The organism is Candidatus Villigracilis proximus (assembly GCF_016717045.1).
Taxonomy (GTDB): domain Bacteria; phylum Chloroflexota; class Anaerolineae; order Anaerolineales; family Villigracilaceae; genus Villigracilis; species Villigracilis proximus.
Genome location: NZ_JADJUO010000007.1, coordinates 1 through 25,197, shown reverse-complemented (window position 1 = coordinate 25,197; position 25,197 = coordinate 1). Strand labels below are relative to the sequence as shown.

At 47.5% G+C, this 25,197-nt stretch carries 21 protein-coding genes and 3 pseudogenes; all 24 read left to right on the top strand.

Going from position 1 to position 25,197, the window contains the following annotated elements; translation table 11 throughout:
* Nucleotides 1-3: 3 nt before the first annotated feature.
* Nucleotides 4-1,881, top strand: coding sequence for a DUF4832 domain-containing protein (locus IPL71_RS08625; RefSeq protein ID WP_345320734.1), 1,878 nt, complete (start codon nucleotides 4-6; stop codon nucleotides 1,879-1,881).
* On the top strand, nucleotides 1,878-3,446 hold the full coding sequence (locus IPL71_RS08620) for a glycosyltransferase family 117 protein (RefSeq protein ID WP_345320732.1): 1,569 nt from the start codon (nucleotides 1,878-1,880) through the stop codon (nucleotides 3,444-3,446). Before IPL71_RS08625 ends, IPL71_RS08620 begins: the two co-directional genes overlap by 4 nt.
* A gap of 185 nt (nucleotides 3,447-3,631) precedes the next feature.
* Nucleotides 3,632-4,099 (top strand): hypothetical protein, encoded by a 468-nt coding sequence (locus IPL71_RS08615; protein ID WP_345320731.1) that lies wholly within the window; start codon nucleotides 3,632-3,634, stop codon nucleotides 4,097-4,099.
* Nucleotides 4,051-5,790, top strand: a complete 1,740-nt coding sequence (locus tag IPL71_RS08610; RefSeq protein ID WP_345320730.1) for a right-handed parallel beta-helix repeat-containing protein — start codon at nucleotides 4,051-4,053, stop codon at nucleotides 5,788-5,790. The genes IPL71_RS08615 and IPL71_RS08610 overlap by 49 nt, the downstream gene beginning before the upstream one ends.
* 72 nt (nucleotides 5,791-5,862) lie before the next feature.
* Complete coding sequence (locus tag IPL71_RS08605) at nucleotides 5,863-6,408, top strand: GNAT family N-acetyltransferase (RefSeq protein ID WP_345320729.1); 546 nt, start codon at nucleotides 5,863-5,865, stop codon at nucleotides 6,406-6,408.
* Nucleotides 6,409-6,484: 76 nt separating this feature from the next.
* Nucleotides 6,485-7,817: pseudogene (melA, locus tag IPL71_RS08600) on the top strand (alpha-galactosidase).
* A 103-nt stretch (nucleotides 7,818-7,920) separates the two neighbouring features.
* On the top strand, nucleotides 7,921-8,682 hold the full coding sequence (locus IPL71_RS08595; RefSeq protein WP_345320728.1) for an endo alpha-1,4 polygalactosaminidase: 762 nt from the start codon (nucleotides 7,921-7,923) through the stop codon (nucleotides 8,680-8,682).
* Between the two features lie 94 nt (nucleotides 8,683-8,776).
* Nucleotides 8,777-9,724: a tagatose 1,6-diphosphate aldolase gene (locus IPL71_RS08590; RefSeq protein WP_345320727.1), complete on the top strand. Its 948-nt coding sequence runs from the start codon at nucleotides 8,777-8,779 to the stop codon at nucleotides 9,722-9,724.
* A 1-nt stretch (nucleotide 9,725) separates the two neighbouring features.
* The gene (locus IPL71_RS08585) at nucleotides 9,726-10,073 is read left to right on the top strand and encodes a carbohydrate kinase family protein (RefSeq protein WP_345320726.1); all 348 of its coding nucleotides are present in this window, start codon (nucleotides 9,726-9,728) and stop codon (nucleotides 10,071-10,073) included.
* Nucleotides 10,015-10,638, top strand: coding sequence for a carbohydrate kinase family protein (locus IPL71_RS08580; RefSeq protein WP_345320724.1), 624 nt, complete (start codon nucleotides 10,015-10,017; stop codon nucleotides 10,636-10,638). The genes IPL71_RS08585 and IPL71_RS08580 overlap by 59 nt, the downstream gene beginning before the upstream one ends.
* A 15-nt stretch (nucleotides 10,639-10,653) precedes the next feature.
* Nucleotides 10,654-11,688 carry a class II D-tagatose-bisphosphate aldolase non-catalytic subunit gene (locus IPL71_RS08575; protein ID WP_345321111.1) on the top strand — a complete coding sequence of 345 codons (1,035 nt, stop codon included), beginning with the start codon at nucleotides 10,654-10,656 and terminating at the stop codon, nucleotides 11,686-11,688.
* 229 nt (nucleotides 11,689-11,917) lie between these two features.
* On the top strand, nucleotides 11,918-12,949 hold the full coding sequence (locus tag IPL71_RS08570) for a LacI family DNA-binding transcriptional regulator (RefSeq protein ID WP_345320722.1): 1,032 nt from the start codon (nucleotides 11,918-11,920) through the stop codon (nucleotides 12,947-12,949).
* A gap of 370 nt (nucleotides 12,950-13,319) precedes the next feature.
* The gene (locus tag IPL71_RS08565; protein ID WP_345320720.1) at nucleotides 13,320-15,209 is read left to right on the top strand and encodes an ABC transporter substrate-binding protein; all 1,890 of its coding nucleotides are present in this window, start codon (nucleotides 13,320-13,322) and stop codon (nucleotides 15,207-15,209) included.
* Nucleotides 15,210-15,370: 161 nt separating this feature from the next.
* A pseudogene (locus tag IPL71_RS08560) lies at nucleotides 15,371-16,374 on the top strand (ABC transporter permease).
* A 14-nt stretch (nucleotides 16,375-16,388) separates the two neighbouring features.
* Nucleotides 16,389-17,063: a hypothetical protein gene (locus IPL71_RS08555; protein ID WP_345320718.1), complete on the top strand. Its 675-nt coding sequence runs from the start codon at nucleotides 16,389-16,391 to the stop codon at nucleotides 17,061-17,063.
* Nucleotides 17,064-17,078: 15 nt separating this feature from the next.
* Entirely contained in the window at nucleotides 17,079-17,636 is a 558-nt protein-coding gene (locus tag IPL71_RS08550; RefSeq protein WP_345321109.1) for an ABC transporter permease, read from the top strand.
* Nucleotides 17,637-17,645: 9 nt separating this feature from the next.
* Nucleotides 17,646-18,653 (top strand): ABC transporter ATP-binding protein, encoded by a 1,008-nt coding sequence (locus IPL71_RS08545; protein WP_345320716.1) that lies wholly within the window; start codon nucleotides 17,646-17,648, stop codon nucleotides 18,651-18,653.
* Nucleotides 18,646-19,470 carry an ABC transporter ATP-binding protein gene (locus IPL71_RS08540; RefSeq protein WP_345320714.1) on the top strand — a complete coding sequence of 275 codons (825 nt, stop codon included), beginning with the start codon at nucleotides 18,646-18,648 and terminating at the stop codon, nucleotides 19,468-19,470. The genes IPL71_RS08545 and IPL71_RS08540 overlap by 8 nt, the downstream gene beginning before the upstream one ends.
* Nucleotides 19,471-19,541: 71 nt before the next feature.
* Nucleotides 19,542-20,627 (top strand): glycoside hydrolase family 3 N-terminal domain-containing protein, encoded by a 1,086-nt coding sequence (locus tag IPL71_RS08535; RefSeq protein ID WP_345320712.1) that lies wholly within the window; start codon nucleotides 19,542-19,544, stop codon nucleotides 20,625-20,627.
* 8 nt (nucleotides 20,628-20,635) lie between these two features.
* Nucleotides 20,636-21,376, top strand: coding sequence for a glycoside hydrolase family 3 C-terminal domain-containing protein (locus IPL71_RS08530; RefSeq protein ID WP_345320710.1), 741 nt, complete (start codon nucleotides 20,636-20,638; stop codon nucleotides 21,374-21,376).
* A gap of 28 nt (nucleotides 21,377-21,404) precedes the next feature.
* Complete coding sequence (locus IPL71_RS08525) at nucleotides 21,405-22,625, top strand: MFS transporter (RefSeq protein WP_345320709.1); 1,221 nt, start codon at nucleotides 21,405-21,407, stop codon at nucleotides 22,623-22,625.
* Between the two features lie 98 nt (nucleotides 22,626-22,723).
* Nucleotides 22,724-23,140: pseudogene (locus IPL71_RS08520) on the top strand (glycosyl hydrolase 2 galactose-binding domain-containing protein); the annotation flags it as partial.
* 128 nt (nucleotides 23,141-23,268) lie between these two features.
* Nucleotides 23,269-24,951, top strand: coding sequence for a beta-mannosidase (locus tag IPL71_RS08515; RefSeq protein ID WP_345320706.1), 1,683 nt, complete (start codon nucleotides 23,269-23,271; stop codon nucleotides 24,949-24,951).
* Nucleotides 24,944-25,197 (top strand): glycoside hydrolase family 2 protein (locus IPL71_RS08510; RefSeq protein ID WP_345320704.1); only part of this gene is annotated, 254 nt, incomplete at its 3' end. The genes IPL71_RS08515 and IPL71_RS08510, both read left to right, overlap by 8 nt.

The window sequence follows — 25,197 nt, the reverse complement described above, 5'->3', positions numbered from 1 at the left end:
ATCATGCGACACTCCAATTCTCGCTTTCTTCTTTCCATCTTTCTTCTTTCCTCTTTCCTGACTGGATGTCAACCCGCATCAGACTCCCCCGAGCCTGCTCCTGTGACCCATGCTTATTCTGCCTCTGATGCATCCATCCTCAACCCTGAGCGCGGATTCTTCACCCCATACGCGCTTCCCGGTTCGGCAGGGTTCAGTCCTGTGCGTGCAACCGGCAACACACTTGTTCATCTGAACATTAACTTCGACAATTGGCGCGAGACTGATATCCCACAAGATGTACTGGATGGCTTACAAGTAAACTTTGATGATATCCGCGATGGCGGAGTCAAAGCCATTGTCCGCTTTATCTATAATCTGGGACCATATCCCGATACCGAACCAGATGCAAGCAAGGAGCAAATTCTGCGTCACATTGAGCAGTTGACTCCGCTCCTGCAAAACAATACAGATGTGGTCGCGTGGCTTGAAGCGGGGTTCATCGGCGCGTGGGGCGAATGGCACACCTCCACAAATGGCTTGGACAATATCACAGACAAGCGCGAAATTCTTAACGCGCTTGTTGATGCCATTCCAAATCGTTATGTGCAAGTTCGTTATCCCGCCAATATCATTGAAATGTATCCAAACCCCGCAGATGCTGTCAGCGCGCGCGTTGCACATCATAATGATTGTTTCCTTTCAAGCAATACAGATGTGGGCACATACGAACGTGACGGCACAATTACGATTGAACGCGATCAGGCCTATCTCGCCGAGTTGACTCGCTTTACCCCCATGAGTGGAGAATCCTGTGCGCCCAATCCGCCGCGCTCTGAATGTGCGGTTGCTTTACAGGAAATGGAGATGTTGCATTTCTCCGCCATCAATGAAGCCTATCACAAGGGGATTTTACGAAGCTGGGAAGAAGGCGGCTGTTACGAAGAAATATCCAATCGCATGGGCTATCGCCTCGCATTGACCACCGCGAACTTTAATGAGCAGGTTGTTCCGGGCGGCGTATTAAATCTTACGGTCAATCTGGAAAATACAGGGTTTGCATCCATTGTCAACGAGCGTGAGTTGTATGTCGTCCTCACAGGTGTAGATACTGTTTCACCCTACAAAGTAAAACTTGACATTGATCCGCGCCAATGGGAACCTGGCACAACTACATTCACCGCGAAGCTGCATATTCCATTCAATGCAAAAGATGGTGAATATCAACTCGCTCTCTGGCTTCCCGATGGATATGACTCTTTGCGCGATAATCCGCTTTATTCGATTCAATTTGCCAACGAAAATGTCTGGGACGAAGCGACAGGCCTCAACGCGCTGGGAAATATTCTCGTAACAGAATCAGCTGGCGGTGATTCTGAACGCGGTAAAGAGTTTACGGTCATCTCTGCTGAGTCGCAAACAGTTAGAGATGTCGCATCTCCTGTTTTAGACGAAGTCCCAACAGTTGAAGTCGTTGCAACATCCACTCCTGATGCTGTGGTTGATGGCTTAAGTTTGATTTCTGAAATACAGATTTTGAATCAGGCTTCATTCCTAACGATCAAATTTGCATTTGCCGGAAAGGCTGAAGATTACAACGGCTATCAAACTTTTCTTGATACCGATCAGAATTCATCCACGGGATATGGGGTGAATGGCATCGGCGCGGATTATTTACTTGAGAACGGCGTGCTCAATCAATACGCAGGCAGCGGCAGTGATTGGACTTGGACTCCAACCGATGATGAGATTCTTTTTGACAATGCAGGTAATTCGGCTCAATGGCTTTTCAATAGCGAAGGGTTGGGGAAGCCTGCTGCCATTGATTTTGTCTGTCAGTTGGTTGATGTAAATTGGAATGCTGTATCTACAACCAGCAAGCAGACTTACACTTTGAAATGAAACGATTTGAGGCTGGCGCTGCGTTTTTAATTTTTAGTGTGTCATTGACACTCTATCTCCGCACGCTTGCGCCGTCCTTGTTGTATGGTGACTCGGCAGAATTTCAAACGATCGCCTTTACTTTAGGACTTGGACATCCAACGGGCTATCCGGTTTATATTCTTCTTGCAAAACTTTTTACATTCCTTCCTGTCGGCGACATTGCATATCGGGTTAATTTACTATCTGCTGTTGCAGGCGCGTTGACAGTTTCTTTGGTATATCTTATTTTGCGTAAACTTGGAGCGTTGCAAATTCCAGCGGTGTTAAGCGTGTTCTTTCTGGCATTCGCTGAATTATTTTGGAAACATGCGTCCATTGCCGAGATTTACACAGTTTCCTCGGCTTGTCTTGCTTTTATCTTCTATTCCCTGCTCGCGTGGAAAGAGTCTCACGATCCGCGCTGGCTCTTTGCAGCGGGACTCGTTGGCGGATTAAGTTTGGGAATCCACACAACTGTTGCCTTGAGTGCGATCGCAATTTTTATTTATCTCCTCCTCTCTTTCTTCTTTCCACTTTCATCAGGTGATCAAAGAGGAAAGAAGAAAGAGTATTTTGCAGATATAAAGGCTGGCGCAACAGGCGCACTCCTCGGATTTGCCATTTTTCTTTCCTCATTCCTCTTTCTTGATAACCTCAATGCCTCTGCAAGTTACTACAACACTGTCGTTCGTCACGCGCTGAGTATATGGGGTATGACTCCTGCGGATTTTGATTCGCCTTTTGAGCGCCTTGCATTTCTTTATTTTCCTCCGCAATTTAGCGGACAGTTTTTTGCGGTTTCCAATGAGTTGATTTTGGAACGTCTGCTTGAGTTTTTCAGCGGCGTTTCATGGATGGTGGTTATTGCTGCGGCGGGTATTGTTTCACTTTTTATTATACGCAAGGATCTAACTTCCCGTTGGCGCGAGGCTGTTTTATTGATGGTTGCATTCTTTACCTTTCTATTTTTTGCTGTTTCCTATGATGTGTATGATTATTATGTTTTTTATATTCCGGCTGTTTTGATCTTTGTGATTGCGGTAGGGATGGGGTTTAGCGCCATCAATGAAGCGCTCTCAAGCATTTCAATTCTTCCAAAATTTATCCCCGCTGGTTTCGTTGCAGTTTTGATTCTTGCCAGTCTGTGGTTTTTGTTTCCAAACACACTTTCTGCTTTGGAGAGTCGCATTCCTCCGTTTACAGATGATTATGAAGCGATGTTGTTTACATCTCCCGAAATGCGTCTGATGGAAGCGGAGCAGGTACTTGATGCTATTGAAGACAATGCCATCATTTTCACAGATTGGGACACCGCCTACAATTTTTATTACGCGGCTCATGTTTTGCAGGGACGTACTGAAATGGCTTTCCATGAAACGTATCCACAGGAAGGTGTCAGGGAGTTGGCTGAGTCCACGCTGGCATATATTGCAGGCAATATTGATGCACGCCCCATCTATTTCACGGAGCGTCCGTCAGAGTTGGCAGTTCTCTATCAGATCCAGCGAACAGGCTCGGGCTTGTTTCGACTCGTAAAAAAATAAATGAAATCCGGGCTGTTGCGTAAATCCAGATCTGTTAAGGAGGTACGTCTAAAAGATATTAATCCATGATCTACCTTGTTGTTGCGAGCGGCGGGGTGCGCCCATTGACCAGCTGTGTTCCCTGTCTGGCATGCGGAAACGCGATGTCACAGCGGTCTTATAAAATCCAGAGGAGTAAGTAAGGTATGAAACGTAATCTGGCTTTCTCGATATGCACGATTTTGGCATTGCTGTTTGGTTTGTTTGCCGTGCCATCTCAAGCTTGGGCGGCCTCCAGCACACTTCTACCGGTTTCCTACACCACGACCAGCGGTGGTGATGGCGGTCAACCTGTAACGGCGTTGACTGTGCAGGATCAATCTGGCTCGCAGAACAATTGGAATAACTATGTGGAGTTCACCACGCCCAGTACAAATACGTACGCGGGCTATCGCGTATATACAGTGCCCGGTACGATTCCGGCTGCATCCATTACAGCAATTCAAGTAAAGGCAAATTTTCTTGGCCCGGCACCTGCCACCCAAACATGGACCTGGAAAATTTATAACTGGAACACATCTGCATGGGTTAACCTTGGTACGAACACCGGCTCAAGTTGGAGCGCGTGGAAACTTTTCATTTTAATGCAACCGGCACGATGGCGAATTATGTGAATGCTTCAAATCAGATTCGGATTCGATTGCAATCAAACAACACTGCCGATAATGCGGACCTTGACTTTGAATCTGTAACGCTGACGTATAACAGCGGATCAACCGCTACACCGTCAGTTGTTCCACCAACTGCGACATTTACTCCCGTTGGGCCAACTGCTACATTCACTTCTGTTCCACCCACAGCGACATTCACGCAAGTTGGACCAACTGCCACATTCACTTCCGTTCCGCCCACGAATACACCTGTTCCACCAACAGCCACTGCTCAAGCTGGCACTTGTACTCATTTCGTTGCAACTACCGGTTTGGATACAAATAACGGCACCTCCATTAGCACACCCTGGAAGACCATGCAGAAAGCGGCAACATCCGCAGTTGCCGGAAATATTGTCTGTGTGCGCGGTGGAACATATAATGAAAAAGTGACCTTGAATGTTTCAGGCACTGCAGGCGCGTACATTACTTTCCAGAACTATGCAGGTGAGACCCCGATCCTGGATGGCACAGGCATTACCATCCCTGCGGCTGATAATGGAATGATCTTTATCGTGGACAAATCCTATGTTGTGTTCAAGGGATTTGAGATTCAAAATTACAAGACCTCCACCAAGAATCGTGTGCCGATCGGTATTCGCATTACCGGAACTTCACATCACATTGAAATCCGCAATAATAAACTTCATAATATTGAGCATAATGGCACAACAAAGAGCGGAACGGATGCGCATGGCATCGCCGTGCATGGCACTTCGGGTACAGCTTCGCTCGACAACATCATCATTGATGGAAATCAACTCTATAGTATGAAGCTTGGTTCCTCTGAAGCGTTGGTGATCAATGGCAACGTGACCAACTGGCAGGTGACGAATAACATCATTCACGATGTCAACAACATCGGCATTGACGCCATTGGTGCGGAAGGAACAGCCCCGGCTAACGATCAGGCGCGTGATGGTTTGATCGCCTACAATGATGTGTACAACATTAACTCCGCCGGAAATGTCGCCTACGGAAATGAGCGCTCGGCAGGTTGTATCTATGTGGACGGCGGCACACGCATCACCATTGAATACAATAAAGCGCACAACTGCAACATCGGCGTGGAAATTGCCAGTGAATGGCCTGGAAAATCCACCAGCTTTGTTACCATTCGAAACAACTTCATCTATAACAACACGGATGCCGGAATTTCGATGGGCGGTTACGATACAGGACGAGGCTCAACGGAAAACTGCGTGATCGCCAACAATACACTCTATAACAATGCCACGATCGCTTCAGCGTGGGGTGCGGAGTTATATGTTCAGTTTGACACACGCAACAACATCATTAAGAACAACATCTTCTATGCCAAGAGCGGATTGCCATATATCCTAAGTTGGAGTCCGGTTATGACCAACAACGTGATGAATAACAACCTGTTCTTTGGCGGCACAACCTGGCAATGGAAGAACGTCAACTATGCAACGTTCGCCGCTTATCAAGCAGGGACAGGCAACGACGCAAACGGACTTAATAACGTTAATCCGCTATTTGTCAACGCTACGACAGGTGACTTGCACCTGCAGGCTGGCTCGCCTGCTATCAATGCCGGACAGTCCATTCCCGAAGCTGGTGCTTTCGATATTGACGGTCAGCTCCGTGTGCAGGGGACGTCCATTGATATAGGCGCGGACGAAAAACAGTAAGAAAAGCAACAAGATGGAATGACATAAAATATGGAGCAGGCTTTTCAAAGCCTGCTCCATAACAGGAAGAATATGACACAAGATTTGCAAATCGAAATTATCTCCACCGACAAAATATCTCCCGAGTTGGATAAACAAATTGACCAACTTGATCATCTCGCTTTTGCCGATGAAAAACATGACGACCCTGAATTTAACAGCATAGACTGGTCGTCACATATTGAGTATATGGCACTTGGCCGCGTGGACAATGAACTCGTGACTTTGCTGGGTTTGCTCAAACGCGAGATCCTTGTCGGTAAAAAACCTGTTTGGGTGGCGGGCGTTGGCGGCGTGGCGACTCATCCCAGTTGGCAAAAACGCGGATTTTCATCCACACTCTTGAATGTTGCAGAAAAATTCATGCGCGAAGAAATGAAAGTTCCTTTTGGCTTGCTGGTTTGTGCAGATGAACGCCGATCATTTTATGGACGTGCCGGTTGGAAGTTGATCGCCGATAAATTATTTTTCATTCAAAATGGTGAACGCCGTTCTTTGAAAACCTCCGTGATGATTTTGCCGCTCTCGACAGAGGTGTGGCCTTCAGGTGAAATTGATTTACGTGGATTGCCCTGGTAGTTAATAAACAGAAAATAACGGCTGATGTTTATGCCGAAAAACAAAATGATACTTTGACAAAAGATCAGGAGACGACATGACAAAAATTGCATTTATCGGCGCAGGCAGCCTCGGGTTTACATCCGAACTTGTGCGCGACATTCTCACTTTTCCGCTTTTGGAGGATGCAACCATCTCATTGATGGACATTCACCCCGAAAGACTCGAATGGGCCAAAAAGGGAGTCGAAAAATTGATCGCGGCGGGCAACCGTCCCGCAAAGGTTGAAGCGACACTTGATCGCGCCGAAGCGCTCAAAGGTGCAGACGTTGTTCTTACTACGATTCTTGTCGGCTCCACCGATGTCTGGCGGCACGATATTGAAATCCCCAAAAAATATGGCGTCGATATTAACGTCGGTGATACGCGCGGACCGAGCGGCATCTTCCGCTTTTTGCGCACCATCAATCCCGATGATGGATATTGTGCGTGACATGGAAAAATATTGCCCGAATGCGGTGCTGTTGAATTACACCAATCCAATGGCGATGTTATGTGCCGCGATTGACCGCCAAAGTTTTATTACCGTCACCGGGCTTTGTCATTCGGTGCAAGGCACAGCCATGATGCTTGCCGCGTGGATCGGCGCGCCATTCAACGAGATTGATTATCTGTGCGCTGGAATTAATCATCAGGCTTGGTATCTTGATTTCAAATGGAACGGTCAGGATGCGTATCCTTTAATTCATAAAGCCGTGACAGAGAACCCGCAAATTTATAACCATGAACAAGTGCGCAATGAAATGTATCTCGCGCTTGGAAAATTTGTCACCGAGTCCAGCGGACATAACTCTGAATACAACCCGTGGTTCCGCAAACGCCCCGACCTGATCGAAAAATATTGCAAAGACGGCACTGGCTGGAATCCCGGCGAGTATGCCTACATTCTCAAAGAATATCAACACAACGAAGCCACCTGGCAGACACAAGTCAAAGATCGCCTCGCTGAAAAATTAACCGAAGAAGACCTTCAGCGCGGACATGAATATGCCGCATACATCATCAATGCCCTCAAAGGCGGCGAGATGTTCAAATTCAACGGCAACGTCCGCAACACGAATCTCATCACCAATCTTCCGCAAGGCGCATGTGTTGAAGTGCCTGTCGTTGTTGATAAAGCCGGTTTCCATCCCATTCACGTCGGCGCGCTGCCCGCGGAATGCGCATTACTCACCAGCCTTTCCAGCGGCATCGAAGAAATGGCAATCACTGCATCCATCGAAGGCGACCCGACCATGATCTATCGCGCCATCGCTCACGATCCGCTCACATCGGCTGTCTTATCCCTTGCCGAAATTCGCCAGATGACCAACGAATTATTCGCGCAACATAAAGACTATCTGCCGCAATTCAAACATCATGTCGTTTAAGAAACTTCTTTTCATCTTTCTTCTTTCCTCTTTTCTTTTCGGATGTAAACCCGCATCCGACGACCCGACACCTGCTTCAGTTTCTACGAGAGAATCTACCCTTATGCCTTCCACCTCGCAACCTGACACTCCACACCCGACACCTGAAACAAGCTGGTGGCATCCCACAGTGGGACTCACCTGGCAATGGCATATCAACGGCGAAGAGGTAGACACATCCATCGAAGCCGATGTCTATGATATTGACCTGTACGCTCCGCAAGCCACAATTGACGAATTACATGCCAAAGGCCGCAAGGTGATCTGCTATATGAGCGTGGGTTCATGGGAAGATTGGCGGCCAGACAAAGACCAATTTCCGCCCGAAGTATTGGGCAATGATTACGATGGCTGGCCCGGTGAAAAATGGCTCGACATCCGCGAGATCGATAAGCTTGCACCGATCATGCGCGCCCGCCTCGACCTGTGCAAATCCAAAGGTTTCGACGCCGTTGAACCCGACAACATGGAAATCTACACCAACGACACCGGCTTCCCGCTGACTTACGCAGATCAACTAAAGTTTGCCCTCTGGCTCGCAGACGAAGCCCATCAGCGCGGACTTGCCATCGGCCAGAAAAATGCATCCGATCAAGTTGCAGACCTTGTGAATGTTTATGATTTTGCCATCACCGAAGATTACTTTTTCTACGATGAAGCAGAAACCATGAAGCCATATATCAACGCCAGCAAACCAGTCTTCGCCGCAGAATATACCGACCTTGGCGGCGACTTTGAATCTTTTTGCGAAAAATCAAAACAACTAAACTTCAGCACCATCTTAAAGAACCGAAATCTCGACGCATGGATTCAGAACTGCCCGTAAAAAAATACGTTACACGTCGAACGTTACGCGTCGAACGTCAGACCTTCGACGTTTGACGTTAGACGCGTATAACTTATAACTTGGAACCCAACCTATGAAACCTATCTCAATCGGAAAACTACGTGGACTTCAACAAATCTCTTCTCAACGCGGAACATTCACCGCGCTCGCACTTGACCATCGTCAAAACCTGCGCAAAGCAAATCCCTTGCTCGCCAGTGACGAACAACTCTCCCGCTTCAAACTGGATGTAACATCCACGCTGGCTTCGAGAGCTACTGCCGTTCTGCTCGACCCCGAAGTCTCTGCCGCGCAAGCCATTGCCGCGCGCAGCATTCCCAACAACGTGGGGCTGGTCGTGGCAGTTGAGTCCACGGGCTATACGGGCGATGCAACCGCGCGTCAGGCGCAGATCATCCCCGGCTGGAGCGTGGAGAAAGCCAAGCGCATGGGCGCATCGGCCATTAAGTTACTGGTCTACTATCACCCTGATTCACCGACTGCACCTGAGATCGAAGCCTTTACAAAAAACATCTCAAACGAATGTGATAAACACGATCTCGTTCTTATGCTCGAACCATTATCCTATTCACTTGATGAAAGCAAAAAACTTTCATCTGAAGAAAAAAGATATGTAGTGGTCGAAACTGCAAAACGCCTGGCTCCATTGGGCGCGGATATTCTCAAAGCGGAGTTCCCGCTCGACGTGACTGAATCAAACCAGACGTTATGGAAAGACGCGTGCGAAGAAATTTCCGCCGCATCTCCCATCCCGTGGATTCTTTTATCCGCCGCAGTCGATTATGAAATCTTCGTCCAGCAGGTTATTGTTGCCTGTAACGCTGGCGCCAGCGGAATTGCCGTGGGCCGCGCCGTGTGGAAGGAAGCCGTCATGATGGACGGCGATGAGCGCATCAAGTTTTTGCGCACCACAGCGCGTCCGCGAATCTCGCGCCTGACATCATTGTGTCACGCGCTCGCAAAACCATATACTGATTTCTACACCGCCGATGCTCCCTTTGGCTGGCATGTAAATTATTAACATGTTTGATATTCTTGTTGCTGGCGAAATTAATCCCGACTTGATTTTAAGGGGCGATGTAAACCCTGAATTCAATCAAGTTGAAAAGTTAATTGATACAGCCGCGCTCACAGTGGGTTCGTCTTCTGCGATCTTTGCCTGCGGCGCGGCGCGGCTTGGTTTGAAAGTTGCTTTTATTGGCGTGTGCGGTGACGATGTCTTTGGCCGTTTCATGCTCGCTGAAATGCAAAAACGAAATGTGGATGTCAGCAATGTGATTCGTCCGCCCGGGTGGACAAACCGGACTCAGTGTGATTCTCAATCGGGAGGAAGACCGCGCGATTCTGACTCACCTTGGCCTGATCGCTGATCTACAGGCATCAGACATCCCTGATGATTTGCTTCGCCGATCTCATCATGTGCATGTAGCTTCTTATTTTTTACAGACCAAACTTCAACCCGATCTGCCCGCTTTATTTCAGCGCGCGCATTCATTGGGATTAACAACTTCACTTGATACAAATTATGACCCATCCGAAAAATGGGTTGGCTTCGATGAATTACTTTCAGCCACAGATGTTTTTCTCCCGAACAAAACTGAAGCATTGTCTATTACAAAATTAACCGATGTTGAATCTGCTGCGAGACAGCTTGCCAATAAAAGCAAGCTCGCGGCTATCAAACTGGGCGCGGAAGGGGCTCTGGCGTGCAGTCAAAACAACTTGACGCAGTCTTCATCGATTCCTGTACATGTTGTTGATACTGTTGGCGCGGGTGATACTTTCGACTCCGGGTTTATGTATGGCTATCTCAACAATTGGCCGATTGAAAAAACGTTAAGACTGGCTTGTGTTTGTGGAGCCATGTCTACGCAAAAAGCAGGCGGGACGGAAGGTCAGCCCACTTTGGAAGAGGATTTGAAGTATGTATCTTAATGAGGTAGTAGTAAAATTGCAGAAGAGAATAACTTCCCGTTTGAAAATATAATTTTGGGAGGCGATCATCTCGGACCGAATGTCTGGCAGAATGAACCAGCCGAGTCTGCGATGCAAAAATCCGCGGTGATGATGAGGGATTATGTGCAGGCGGGTTTTTCCAAAATTCATCTGGATTGCAGTATGAATCTTGGCGACGATCCGCAAGGTCTGCTGGATGTGGAAGTTTCTGCGAGACGTGCGGCGCAATTGGCAAAGGTTGCAGAGAATGCCATTGGGGCGGGAAATCTTTTGCCGCGTTATGTCGTTGGTACGGAAGTCCCTGTGCCGGGCGGGGCGCAGGCGCACGAGGACTCTGTCAGCGTAACGAATGTTGAAGATGTGAATCAGACGATTGAGATTACGCGCGAAGCGTTTTATCGAGAAGGATTACAGTCCGCGTGGGAAAGAGTCATTGCGGTGGTGGTGCAGCCGGGTGTGGAATTCGGCGATGATTTCGTGCTGGAATATCAGCCTGAAAAAGCGAAGGCGTTATCGCATTTTATTGAAAGTCAGCCGATGATCTATGAGGCGCATTCCACTGATTATCAAACGCGAGATGCGTTGAAGAATCTGGTGCGCGATCACTTTGGAATTCTTAAGGTTGGGCCAGGGTTGACCTTTGCTTTTCGTGAAGCTGTTTTTGCATTGGCGATGATGGAAGATGAATTGTTTACAAAAGATGCGCGCTCGAATATTGTCCAAGTGCTGGATGATGTGATGACTGCTTATCCGGAATATTGGAAAAAATATTATTTTGGTTCAGAACATGAGCAGGCTTTTAAACGCAAATATAGTTTGAGCGACCGTGCTCGTTATTATTGGCTCCTGCCTGAGATGCAACGTGCGACTGCGTGTTTGATGAAAAATCTGGGAAATAAAAAATTGTCTTATTCATTGCTAAGCCAATTCGTTGGATGTGCAAACCTTAATGCTGCTCAAGTCATTAATTGGAAGATCGGCAGGGTGTTGGAAGATTATTGGATGGCATGTAGCGATTGTGCTTTTTAAAAGCGACTTGGCTTTTCTTATCTTAATAGTCTTTCATCAGTGGGTAAGTTTCCCGGGCAGAAAGATGAGGGTGAGCGCATCGAGGGGGCATGTATATTGTCACTAAAACAAGGTGATATGGACAAACCTTAAAATTTGTTGACAGTCTGTAAAATCTGTGCAATAATGTAGAAGTCGGTAACGTTACCGGTATCAATACCGGTAAAATCCTTTTTTTCAGAAGTTTAGTATGAAAAATAAAAAGCGAGCAGTCACAATTCAAAATGTTGCCAAGGCGGCAGGAGTTTCGGTTTCCACGGTTTCCCGTGTTTTAAACGGGAAAACTGATGTTGCCAGTGATACTCAGACTCGCATTCTTTCCATTATTAATAAGTTGGGATACACATCAAATTTGGCTGCGCGAAGTATGCGCACCCGTAAAAAGAACCTGATCGGGCTTGTGGTTCCAGATTTTGGGTTGTATTCCTTTGAAATCATGAAGGGAATTAATCGGGCAATAGCAGAATCAACTTTTGATCTGTTGGCGTATACAACAGGGGATGCTCAGAAGAATGGCGCAACGTTACACGAACAACACTATGTCTCTCTTTTAAGTAATTCGGTCACTGATGGTGTGATTGTTGTGGCGTCAGGGTCGGCGGAATTTGTTGCAAATTCGCCTATTGTTGCTGTAGACCCGCATATATTTAATCCGAATTATCCATGTGTTCAGGGTATGAACTATCATGGTTCTTTGGAGGTGATGGAGTATCTTATCGGTTTGGGGCATCACCGTATTGGCTTTATTAGCGGTCGTCAAGATGCTGGGACTGCGGAGCGTCGCTTAAAAGGATATCAGGATGCGTTGACGAATGCTGGTATTGAATTGGATGGAGAGCTTATTATTCCCGGCGATTTTACTCAAAGAACTGCCTACAAGTGTGCCCGCCAGTTGCTTACATTGAGTAATCCGCCAACGGCAATATTTGCCGCCAATGATCAATCTGCGATTGGCGCAATTCAAGCTGCCGAAGAGTTGGGGTTGCTGGTTCCTTCTGATTTGTCTGTTGTTGGGTTTGATAATATTTCAGAAGCCAAGCACCTTGGGATTACAACAGTTGATCAGTTTCTTGCAGAGATGGGTTATGTTGCAGTTCAAATGCTTATAAAATTGATCAATGGTGAATCGCTCGAATTTGAAATTCATAAAATGCCGACGAAGTTGGTTATACGGAATTCTTGTCAAAAATTGATCCAGGATGCCCAGTTGTTAAGTGGGTAGATCTGGATTTTTTTCTTTCATTTCCGGTATCGTTACCGAGAATGAAAGGGGATTTGTTGAACTAGATAAACAAATCCGGCATTCTTTTATTGTGCTGAGCTCGTGTTCCAGAAATTTTCGGACTACACGGGAGAAGTGAGGAAAGTCACGGTTGATCTTTGTGCCTTTTCAAAAAATACAGGACATCTTATTTTAAGGAGGTGTTAGGCAAATTTATTAAACACATAGAAATAATCTTTCGAACGTCTGAAAAGAGGACGTCCGATATCCAAAGGATACCGGACGCCGTTGAGTGGAAGTCTGCACTCCGTGACAGGTCAGCAGATTTCTAACTCCGTAATATACCATAACTAAAAGGAGTAAGAAGAAGATGAAACGTTTATCTTTTGTTCTATCAGTTTTAGTGGCGTTGAGCATGTTGCTCGCGTCATGCGCCCCGGCTGCTACCGAAGCTCCGGCTGTTGCTACTGAGGCCCCTGCTGTTGCTACCGAAGCCCCTATGGCAACTGAAGCTCCCGCGGCTGAATTGAAGCCTGGCGATCCTTTGCCCCGCACTGAAACCCTTTATTTCAATGGACAACAGTGGGGACCCGTTGCCGGTTGGAATCCATATTCCTCCAACAACAATAACGCATTGGTAATCGCCCAACAGGACAATGCTCGCGTTACCGTTTTTGAAACCCCTTACATTTATAACATGATCGATGGCAAGGTTTATCCTCTGCTTGCTGATGGTCCTTATACATGGAATGATACTCAAACTGAGATCACATTCAAGATCAATGAAGCCGCACATTGGAGCGATGGCACCCCAGTGACCGCTGATGATGTTGCTTATACTTGGGATTCCAATGTCAAATATGAGACATCTGCCGGCGTTGGCGCAATTGATTACATTGAATCAATCACAGCCGTTGATGCTCAGACCGTTTTGGTAAAGGCCAAGTTGGATGCAGAAGGCAAAACCGTTAATCCTTTGGTTGTTTCTGCTTATTTGAGCTCCAACTATGTTATCCAGAAGGCTTGGACACAAACATTGGAAGCGCGCTCTGCTGATGCAACTGCTTTCAAAGCTGATCCAGCCGAAGATTTCGTTGCCTCCGGTCCTTACACCAATTTCTTCGTTGATGAGACAAAAGTTGTCCTTATTCGTGATGACGAATACTGGGGTCAGGATGCCTCCATGTGGGGTAAACTGCCTGCGCCGAAATATCTTGCGCACACCATCTTTGCTGATAACAATGCCGGTTTTGCCGCTTTGAAGGCCGGTGAAGTTGATGTCAGCCAGCAGTTCAATGCCAATATTCAAGATCTTTGGATCAAAGACAACCTTCCTGTCTCCACATATCTCGCGGATGCTCCTTACGGTCTCGGCGCCAGCCTTCCAACAGCTTTCTATAACTTGACCTCCAATGGTTTGGATCAGGTTGCAGTTCGCAAGGCGATCGCCATGGCAGTTGACTATGACACAATCATTGCCAACGCAATGACCAATCAATCCGCTACCTTTGCTCAGGTTCCTCGCTCACTGATGAACCCGACCGATGGTGAACAATCTCTGTACGATCACGACGCTGTCAAAGACCTGCAATTTGCGGGTAAGGACATCGAAGGTGCAAATGCACTTCTTGACGAAGCTGGCATCGTCGATTCTGATGGTGATGGCATTCGTGAATACAACGGCAAGAATCTCGCCTACGTAGCCACCTGCCCCAATGGCTGGTCTGACTGGCAGGCCGCGATCGAAGTAGTTGCCGCCGCCGGAAAAGAAATCGGCATTGACATCACAACCAACTACCCAGAATGGTCCGTTTACCAGACAGTTGTTACCAAATCTGATGCGCCACTTCCTGCCGGCTACGACATCTTCATGATGTGGAGCGACGGTGCTGGCCCAACCCAGCCTTGGGGACGTATTCGCCATTTGATCAGCTCTGAATTCAATGGACAGGCAAGCAACTGGAATGGTAACTGGGGTCAATATAGCAACCCGGATGCTGATGCTCTGATCCAGGCGATCCCCGGCATGACTGATGAAGCTGAATTAAAAGCAGCCTATACCGAACTCGTCAAGATCTATTTGACCGATGTTCCTTCCTTCACACTCATGTACCGCCCGCAATCGTTCCACGCTGTGAACGAGAGCGTTTGGACAGGCTTCCCACGCGGCGATGATGGCACCAATCCGCCCGTCCCGCCCCTAGACCTGACCGATGGCTACAGCATCGCAGGTTTGTACAACCTCACACTCGTCAAGTAAAGAATAATTTATAGTAAACAGCCATGTTCCGCCAACCGGGGCATGGCTGTTTATTAACAATCATGAGTGCTGTATGAAGCTACGGCCTTTGTATATGGCCCGGCGGAATAATTATTACCGTATTGTTATAGTGCCATTAATGTTTGAGAGGAGGCGTTAAGTTGAAAGGATATCAGGAGTATTTCCTCAGAAAGTTGGGTTGGTTCTTAATTACCTTCGTTTTTGCTTTCCTGTTGAATTTCATTTTGCCCCGTATGATGCCGGGAGATCCCGTGGCTGTCATCACACAAAGAGTAACCCAGGTATGACCAGTCAAACCGGGGTTGCTAAAATTTATCAGGAATACTCGGAATTGTTTGGCACCAACAAACCCATGCTCGAACAATTTTTTCTTTATGTAAAAAATGTGTCGCAGGGGAATTTTGGGATATCGTTTAGTCAATATCCCAGACCTGTGGCAGAAATTATCAAATCGTCCATCTGGTGGACAGTGTGTCTCCAATTTCCGGCGATCATTGTCGGCTGGCTGATCGGGAACACGCTCGGTGCACTAGCTGCTTATCTAAAAGGGGGCTTTGACAAAGTCATCATGCCCGTAAGTATTTTTGTAAGTAATTTCCCCGCATTTGGAATGGCTATCATCATGGTGGTTATCTTTGCGACCACATTAAAATGGTTTCCAATTTCAGGCGGGTATGGTTTTGACCAAATTCCGAATATGAGCTGGACATTTGTCTGGTCAGTGATCGTCCACTATCAATTGCCATTCTGGTCGATCGTGTTGATTTCCATCGGTGGTCAGGCGATCGGTATGCGTTCCATGTCTATTTATGAACTGAATGCAGATTATGTAAAATATAGCCGCTTTTTGGGAATCAATGACCGAAAAATCGTCGGATATGTATTTAGAAATGCCATGCTTCCCCAGGTGACCGGTTTGGCATTATCCATCGGTACCATGGTCGGCGGCGCACTGGTGGCTGAGATTATCTTTAGTTATCCTGGTCTTGGCAATACGATTCTGAAGGCCGTTGTAGGACAGGATTATCCGTTAATCTCCGGCGTAACACTGATCATCACCTTGATGGTATTAAGCGCGAACTTTATCATCGAAATTATTTACGGAATTATCGATCCGCGCATTAAAGCAACGCAGGCTGATTAAGGAGAGATGCTGTTATGAAAAACACCCTTCAACAAGTTTTCCGCTCTCCTAAATTTCTGATTGGCTTCATCATCTTTATGACAATGCTGCTGACCGTCATTATTTATCCGTTGATCGTAAAAGATGAGCCATTGGCGATCATCGGCCAGGGAACTTTTTTTGAGCCCGGGATTTACGTGAATGTTTTTGACAGCATTAATTCCACTCACTATACGTTGTCTCTGAATGATGCCGCCGCCAGGCGGATTGCCAGCAAATTGGGCGATCAGGAACGCCTTGATATGAAGGACTGGCTTCTTGCATTTGGCATCCCTGAAAACGAGATCGACATCCATGACAATACAAAACTCATGGAATTATGGGTGAACAACTACGATTCCAAGCTGGCTCTGGGAATGACCTCAGCAAAACGAAATTATTACGCCAGACTCGATAAGTCACTCAAGGGAATTTTGGGAACAGAAGGAGTGATCATCGCGATAAAAAACACAGAAACTGGTCTGTTGGAAGAAACAAACTCCATTGTTCAAACTGATTATGTGAATATCGGCCAGGTTTCGAGCATACGGATTCTGCCGCTTGGAACTGATAATTTTGGACGGGACATACTGACAGAACTGGTTTCGGCGACCCGCACATCGTTACAGATCGGATTTGTTGCCGGGATCATCGCCACATTAATGGTTTGACCCTGGGATTGTTCGCTGGGTATATCGGAGGTTTGGTGGACGACGTCATTATGTTCATCACAAATCTTTTCACCTGTCATTCCCGGTTTCGTTTTGTTGATCTTAATTTCATTCAGCATCGGGCAGGAGCAGCGTGGAGCCATAACAGTCGCGGTGGTGATCGGGTTTACCTCCTGGGTATGGACTGCTAGAGCGGTGCGGTCGCAAGTCGTTTCTTTGCGCAACCGCGACCATGTCAATTTGTCGAAACTTTCAGGACACTCCATCGTTCATATCATCCTTGCGGATATTTTGCCTTATATCGCCTCTTATGTCATTATGGCGCTGATTCTGCAGATCTCCTCCGGTATTCTGGCTGAAGCTGGTTTGTCGATCCTTGGGCTGGGACCAAAGACTACTGAAGTACCCACTTTGGGGTTGATGATGAATTGGGCGATGATTTATTCGGCACATGTGACTGGAAAATGGTGGGCGTATATCCCCGTGCTCGTCACAATTGCGATGGTTTCGTTTTCAATGAATTTGATGAATACAGGTCTTGACCAGGTATTCAATCCAGCGTTGAGGGACTAGGTGAATGCAATGTCAAATGTAATGTTAGAAGTCAGGGAACTTACAACAAAATATGTTACCCGGTTTGGAGAAGATATTTACGCGGTTGACCATGTTTCTCTGAAAGTTGAAGAAGGGAAAACATTGGGAATCGCGGGCGAATCCGGATGCGGAAAATCGACTCTGGCGCTTAGTCTGATGGGATATTACTTCGCTCCATTGCACTATACGAGTGGAGAGATCATTATTGATGGGCGTAATATTTCAGGGATGAATCCTAATGATGTTCGCAAATCGATCCTGGGGAAGGAAATTGCCTATATTCCTCAAGCCGCGATGAACGCCCTTAACCCCACCCGGAAGATCATCCACTTTATAGAGGATGTTATCAAGGAACATGAACTTTACATCACCAAGAAGGATATTTATGACCGCGCCAGAAAATTATTCGAAACCCTGGGTTTATCAGCGGATGTATTGCAAAAGTATCCGGTCGAACTTTCGGGCGGCATGAAGCAGCGCACGGTGATTGCGATCTCTGTTCTGCTTTTGCCCAAAGTGCTGATTGCGGATGAGCCCTCCTCCGCGCTTGATGTCACTTCACAGAAAATGGTGATCAAGATGCTGCGAAAATTAATGGAAACCGGTTTGATCAGTTCATTAATTTTCATCACACACGAACTCCCACTCCTTTATAACGTGGCCGATGACATTATGGTCATGTACGCGGGGCAGATCGTGGAACATGGCAACGCAAAACAAACTGTGTTTGATCCAATCCATCCATACGCCAAAGGCTTGATGGGCTCGATCATTGTGCCGGAAAAAGGCTTGCGGGATGTCAAACTGACCGCCATCCCCGGAGTACCGCCTAATCTTAAAAATCCACCTTCCGGCTGCCGGTTTGCTGAACGCTGTAAATACGTTCAGCCTGAATGCAAGACTCATTCCATCAATCTTAATGAGGTTGAAGGCGGCCGTGCTTATCGCTGTATCTTTTCAGAAGAAAAACTAAGAGAGGCTTATCAAAATGGCTGAAATCCGTTCTCTTGAAAAAAAATCTTGCCTGAGCGGTTCAGGGCTGACCAAGGTATTTGGGTTTGGCAACCAGAAAACAGTCGCTGTGGATCATGTCGATTTCAATTTCTATGAAGGTGAAGTTGTCTCGATCGTCGGAGAATCAGGCAGCGGGAAAACAACTTTGGCAAAGATGCTCCTGGGGTTGATCAGTTCCACTGAGGGTGAGATTTACTTCCAGGGAAAGAAGCTTGATATCCGCACTCAAAGGAAAAAACGGGAGTATTGGAAAAACATTCAAGCGATCTTTCAAGATCCATTTTCTTCATACAACATATTTAACAAGATTGATTCTGTCCTTTTGGATTGTATTCACATGCGCGGCGGTCGAAAATTTTCGCATGCAAAAAAAGTGGAGTTGATGATAGAGGCGTGCAGTTTTGTGAACCTAAAGTTCGAGGAATTGACCAACAAATATCCTTTTGAACTTTCCGGCGGACAGATGCAGCGTTTGATGATCGCCAGAATCTTTCTGCTAAAGCCGCAGGTTCTGCTGGCCGATGAACCCACCTCAATGATCGATGCCAGTTCACGCGCAACCATTCTTGATTATCTAACGAAATTAAGCAAGGAAACCGGTATGACCACCATCTTCATCACCCATGATATTGGTTTGGCATATTATGTTTCTGACACTGTATATATTATGGAGCGTGGAAAATTCGTTGAAAGCGGATCGGCCGATGCTGTGATTCTAACGCCCAAAGAACCTTATACCCAACGCTTGATCAATGATGTTCCAAAGATCTATGAAGCATGGGATCTCTCAACTGTATAATGTATTCCTGTTGAGTTTGGATTCAAGCTGCACAACATAATAATTTCCGACCGGTTAAGATGAGCAAACACATGCAAAACAGCACATTGGAGCAATCCCGTTTGCTCCAAACAGAGAATGGCTTTGGTTTCCGTGACCTCAACAAAAACGGCAAATTGGATGTCTACGAAGATCCCCGGCAACCGATTGACGCCCGCGTTAATGACCTGCTAAAGCAAATGACATTGGAAGAAAAAGCGGGTTTATTATTTATCAATGGAGCTGTCATCAATGAAGATAGCTCCATTGAAGATAAACCTGATTCGCCGGGATTTGCACAGGCGGCTGTAACGCAAATGACGCACCGGCACATGAATCATTTCAATCTCTGGCAGATACCGGGCGCACAGATTGTTGCAAGTTGGTACAACAAGCTCCAGCGTTTTGCCGAACAGACCCGCCTCGGCATCCCTGTCACCATCGCCTCCGACCCCCGCAATCATTTCACTCGCAATATTTTTTCAATGGCCGCCGTGGATTTTTCTCAATGGTGCGAAACTCTGGGCTTTGCGGCGATTGATGATATTGAACTGGTCAGACGATTTGCGGATATCGTCCGAAAGGAATACCTCGCAGTCGGGATACGCATCTCTCTTCACCCGCAAATTGATCTTGCAACCGAACCACGCTGGCCCCGTATCAGTGGGACGTTTGGCGAAGATGCGCAGCTAACCGCACGTTTAGTTCAAGCGTATATCGAAGGATTTCAAGGCGAGACTCTCGGCTCCCATAGTGTAGCCTGCATGACCAAACACTTCCCCGGCGGCGGCCCGCAAAATGAAGGCTTGGATCCGCATTTTGAATTTCAAAAGGGACAGATCTACCCGGGTAACAACTTTGACTATCACCTGATCCCCTTTGAAGCTGCATTCGCAGCAAAGACAGCCGCCATCATGCCTTATTACGGCGTCCCCACCGATCAGACAGATGAAAATGTGGCGATGTCTTTTAACAAAACCATTATCACCAATTTGCTGCGCGAGAAATATCAATATGACGGCGTGGTTTGCACTGATTGGGGATTAATCCCGATGTCCGTATGCCCGATACCATCTGGCCTGCGCGGGCATGGGGTGTTGAGCATCTTTCCCAGGTTGAAAGAGTTGAAAAAGCACTGAACGCCGGCGTGGATCAATTTGGCGGAGAAAGCTGTTCTGAGCACGTTGTCGAATTGGTAAAAGCAGGCCGCCTGTCTGAAGCAAGAATCGATCAATCAGTATGGCGCTTGCTGCGCTTAAAGTTCGAGCTCGGTTTATTCGATGATCCATTTGTAAACGAGGATGATGTACCAAAGGTATTGGGGCGTTCAGAGTCCATTGCCGCTGGTCTGGCTTCACAGCAAAGAGCAATGACCCTTCTAAAAAATGAAGGTCAAACTCTTCCTCTAAAAGGTCAGCCAAAAATATTCGTCAAGAATATAGACCCCTCTGTTGCAGTTCAATATTCTGAAATTGTGACAACTCCAGAAGAAGCAGATTTTGCCATCATAAGATTAGACACTCCCTGGGTTCCGGTGGAAACGAAGAATCTCTTTGCTCGCGATTTCCATCATGGCGACCTCGATTTCAAAGAACCGCTGAAGACTGAAATTCTCGACCTGATACGAACGGTACCCACCATTGTGGTTCTGTATTTGGATCGCCCGGCGGTCATTCCTGAGATCAACCACTCTGCAAAAGCAGTTCTGGCCGAATATGGCGCCAGTGATGCTGCTGTATTGAATATCATCTTTGGCAAAGCCCGCCCCGAAGGCAAACTGCCGTTTGAACTCCCCTCTTCAATGGACGCTGTTCGAAATCAAAAAGCGGACGTTCCATACGATTCAGAAAATCCACTCTATTCATTTGGCTTTGGTCTGTCATATTGATTCAGCGAAAGCAGCCAAAAAGGAAATCATGACGGGCCAGCCAAATCGTTACAAGTGGTACATCCTCACTCTCAGTATTCTGACAAACATGTTCGTGGTGGCAATCCCTGCCATGGGCATGTCTGTTTTAGCCAAAGAGATCGCACAGGATCTGCATTTGAATCTCGTGCAAATTGGAATGGTCTGGGGGATTGGATCTCTGCCAGCCATCTTTATCAGTTTGATCAGCGGAGCGGTCGGTGACAAAGTCGGACCAAAACGGGTGTTGATCGTAAGCAGTTTACTGGGTGGACTGTTGGGTGCGACACGCGGGTTGACGGATAACTTTTTCTCATTAAGTGTTGTTGTAATTTTGCTGGGTGCACTTATCCCTTTTGTTTCCATTAATACCATCAAAATCGTTGGGCAGTGGTTCCCACCGCATCAGTTGGGGCTGGCAAATGGACTGATCTCAATGGGTATGGCACTCGGCTTTTTACTTGGTTCACTGCTCAGTGCCACAACCTTTTCTCCCCTGTTGGGCGGCTGGCGAAATGTGATGATTGCCTATGGAGTCATTGGAGCATTATTCAGCGCTCCCTGGTTTTTTGTGCGGACTCTTCCCTCACATCATCATGCAGCCGGTCAGAATATGTCCATGCGGGCTGCGGTTTCGCATGTTCTCCAATTAAAAAATGTCTGGCTGCTCGGTTTTACTTTATTTGGCGTGGGCGGCTGTATTCAAGGCGTGCTTGGTTATCTGCCGACCTACCTGCGTGATATTGGCTGGGAAGCCGTCCGTGCGGATGGGGCGCTTTCCGCCTTCCATACCATCAGCATGATCTTTGTTCTGCCGGTTGCGATCTGGTCTGACAAACTCAATGCTCGCAAATATCTGCTCCTGCTCGCCGCTTTGATGGTGGCGCTTGGCGCGGGGTTGCTAAGCTTTGCCAGCGGTGTTTGGATCTGGGCGGCTGTGTTGATGGCTGGTTTCGTGCGCGATGCCTTCATGGCGATCTATTTGACAATGGTCATCGAAGTGGATGGCGTTGGGCCGGTTTATGCCGGGACAGCCACCGGTTTTACGATGGCAATTAGCGGACTTGGAAATTTTGTCGCCCCTCCACTTGGGAATAGCCTGGCTGTGTTATGGCCCGGCGCTCCGTTTGCCCTGTGGGCAGGATTGGCTGTTTTGGGGATGGTCTGTCTTTCACTTGTCAAAGAGGGAAGTGCGAAGGTCGGCAGCCTGGTTTTGGAAAACGCTCTATAACAAATATAAAAATGAAGCCGCAGCAACTTGATTAATGTCAATGCGGGCTTGTAAAAAGTGTAGAAAAGAATTAATCATCCCGATCATAGGAAAATAACATGATAAGCATTCAATCTTTGACTGGCAAGTGGCAATTTCAACAAGCAGGGACAAATGAATGGCTGCCTGCCACCGTTCCCGGCGGAGTCCACACTGATCTTTTGGCAATCGGACGTATTCCTGACCCTTTTGTAGCGGATAATGAAAAGCGCGTTCAATGGGTCGCTGAATCGGATTGGGTGTACAACACCAGTTTCAGTTGCACCGATGAATTGCTTTCCGAAGAAAAAGTTTTTCTGGTTTGCGACGGATTGGACACGCTGGCGACAGTTGTCCTCAATGGTCATGAACTTGGTCGCACGGACAATATGTTTCGTCAGTATCAATGGGATGTCAAAGCATTATTAAATGCAAAGGGCGCCAACGAATTAACCATCTCCTTTTCTTCGCCTGTGAAATACACAGCCGAAAAGCAAGCCATTCGCCCCATGCCGGGTGTCTCAAGGCCATCATTGGCGGGCCGCATTTGCGCAAGGCTCCCTGTCAGTTTGGCTGGGACTGGGGCCCACAACTTCCGCCAATTGGAGTTTGGAAGGATATTCGCTTGGAAGGATACAGCGCGGCACGCTTTGCAGATGTTCATCTGCGGCAGGATCATGTGGATGGACAGGTGACTGTCGAAGCGCGCGTCTCTGTTCAAAGCTGGGATGATGCGCCCCGTTCTGCGACCATGCGCGTTGTTGCGCCGGATGGCAAGGTTTTTGAAACCAGCGTAGAAATTGCCCAGGGTGGTGAGACCAGTTTACAGGTCCAGATAAAAGAGGCGCAGCTTTGGTGGCCGAATGGCTACGGAGCGCAGCCGCTTTATCAGGTGGAAATATCCCTCATCGATAAAGACATCAAACAATTGGATAAACGGAATTACCAGATCGGCCTGCGCACAATTGAATTGCGTCAGCAGCTAGATCAATGGGGAAAATCTTTTGAGTTTGTGGTCAATAATGTTGCGATTATGTCCAAAGGTTCCAATTGGATTCCGGCTGACTCTTTCCCCACTCGCATTTCGGATGAGTACCTCGAAGGGCTGATTCGCTCGGCGGTTGAGACGCACCAGAATATGCTGCGTGTGTGGGGCGGCGGCTTTTATGAAGAAGAACGTTTTTACGATCTCTGCGACCGCTATGGAATTTTGGTCTGGCAGGAATTTATTTTCTCGTGCAGCATTTACCCGTTGGACACGCAGGAATTTCTTGACAACCTCAATGTGGAAGTGGTTGAGAATGTGCGCCGTTTGCGCCATCGCGCCAGCCTTGCGTTGTGGTGCGGCAACAATGAAATGGAATGGGGCTGGGTGGATTGGAATTGGAAAGACCCTGAGTTGCAGGGATTGAAAGCCGCCTACGATCAGTTCTTCCATCACACGCTGCCCGAGTGGTGTTTGGCTGAAGACGCCGATCATTCGTATTGGCCCAGCTCGCCGTCTTCTGATACTCCGTTTGAAAGCCCGAACGGACAGCTTCAAGGTGATGCCCATTATTGGGATGTGTGGCACGGGCGCAAGCCGTTCACCGCGTATCGCGATCAGTATCCACGCTTCATGAGCGAGTTTGGTTTTCAAGCATTGCCGCCGCTGGCGACCATCCGCACTTATGCGGATGAATCCGATTGGAACATGACCTCTTACGTGATGGAGATGCATCAGAAAAACGCGAGCGGAAATTCGCTGATGGTCGGGCAGATGCTCGATACCTTCCGCCTGCCCAAAGATTTTGAATCACTTGTTTATTTGAGCATGGTGCTTCAGGCAGAAGGCATTCGTTACGGTGTGGAACATTGGCGCCGCCACCCAGACCGCGTTGCGGGAATTTTGTATTGGCAGCTCAACGATTGCTGGCCTGTGGCTTCGTGGTCGAGCCTCGATTACTTCGGACGTTGGAAGGCGCTGCACTACGCCACGCGCCGCTTCTTCTCGCCGCTCATGCTTTCCATCGAAGATGTGCCGCCCAAACAGAGCGTTTATGTAACCAATGAAAAACTTGAATCTTGGGATGGAACTCTGCGCTGGTCGCTTGAGACTCTTTCCGGAGATGTTTTGACTTCGGGACAAGAGCCGGTTTATGCCGCGCCGCAAGCTGCTGCGAAAATCTGTGAGTTTGATTTCTCCGATCGCATTTCAGACGAAAACACCCGCGCCTCGGTTTTCGTCGCCGAACTTTGGCAAGGACGACAAGTTCATATCCCGCCAGACTGCGAACTTTGCTCCGATCAAACATGTATCTTTGAGTGAACCATCTGTAACCGCGAAACTTCATAATGATGGCGGCCAATTACTTATTGACCTGACCTCACAGTCTCTCGCTCTTCTCGTGGAAGTATCTCTGGCAGATGCAGATGTTGTTTTCAGCGATAACTATTTCAACCTTCCCGCTGGTAGAACTGTTCGAGTCACCTGCCCGCTGCCTGCTGGTTGGACTTTGGAACAAGCGCAAAAAGCGCTTTGCCTTTGTTCTGTCTACGACTCTTTTTCACACGG

Excerpts from the sequence above, each read along its gene's own strand:
- IPL71_RS08625 (WP_345320734.1), top strand. The coding sequence starts at position 4 with ATGCGACACTCCAATTCTCGCTTTCTTCTTTCCATCTTTCTTCTTTCC.
- IPL71_RS08620 (WP_345320732.1), top strand. The coding sequence starts at position 1,878 with ATGAAACGATTTGAGGCTGGCGCTGCGTTTTTAATTTTTAGTGTGTCA.
- IPL71_RS08615 (WP_345320731.1), top strand. The coding sequence starts at position 3,632 with ATGAAACGTAATCTGGCTTTCTCGATATGCACGATTTTGGCATTGCTG.
- IPL71_RS08605 (WP_345320729.1), top strand. The coding sequence starts at position 5,863 with ATGACACAAGATTTGCAAATCGAAATTATCTCCACCGACAAAATATCT.
- IPL71_RS08595 (WP_345320728.1), top strand. The coding sequence starts at position 7,921 with ATGCCTTCCACCTCGCAACCTGACACTCCACACCCGACACCTGAAACA.
- IPL71_RS08590 (WP_345320727.1), top strand. The coding sequence starts at position 8,777 with ATGAAACCTATCTCAATCGGAAAACTACGTGGACTTCAACAAATCTCT.
- IPL71_RS08585 (WP_345320726.1), top strand. The coding sequence starts at position 9,726 with ATGTTTGATATTCTTGTTGCTGGCGAAATTAATCCCGACTTGATTTTA.
- IPL71_RS08570 (WP_345320722.1), top strand. The coding sequence starts at position 11,918 with ATGAAAAATAAAAAGCGAGCAGTCACAATTCAAAATGTTGCCAAGGCG.
- IPL71_RS08565 (WP_345320720.1), top strand. The coding sequence starts at position 13,320 with ATGAAACGTTTATCTTTTGTTCTATCAGTTTTAGTGGCGTTGAGCATG.
- IPL71_RS08555 (WP_345320718.1), top strand. The coding sequence starts at position 16,389 with ATGAAAAACACCCTTCAACAAGTTTTCCGCTCTCCTAAATTTCTGATT.
- IPL71_RS08545 (WP_345320716.1), top strand. The coding sequence starts at position 17,646 with ATGTCAAATGTAATGTTAGAAGTCAGGGAACTTACAACAAAATATGTT.
- IPL71_RS08540 (WP_345320714.1), top strand. The coding sequence starts at position 18,646 with ATGGCTGAAATCCGTTCTCTTGAAAAAAAATCTTGCCTGAGCGGTTCA.
- IPL71_RS08535 (WP_345320712.1), top strand. The coding sequence starts at position 19,542 with ATGCAAAACAGCACATTGGAGCAATCCCGTTTGCTCCAAACAGAGAAT.
- IPL71_RS08525 (WP_345320709.1), top strand. The coding sequence starts at position 21,405 with ATGACGGGCCAGCCAAATCGTTACAAGTGGTACATCCTCACTCTCAGT.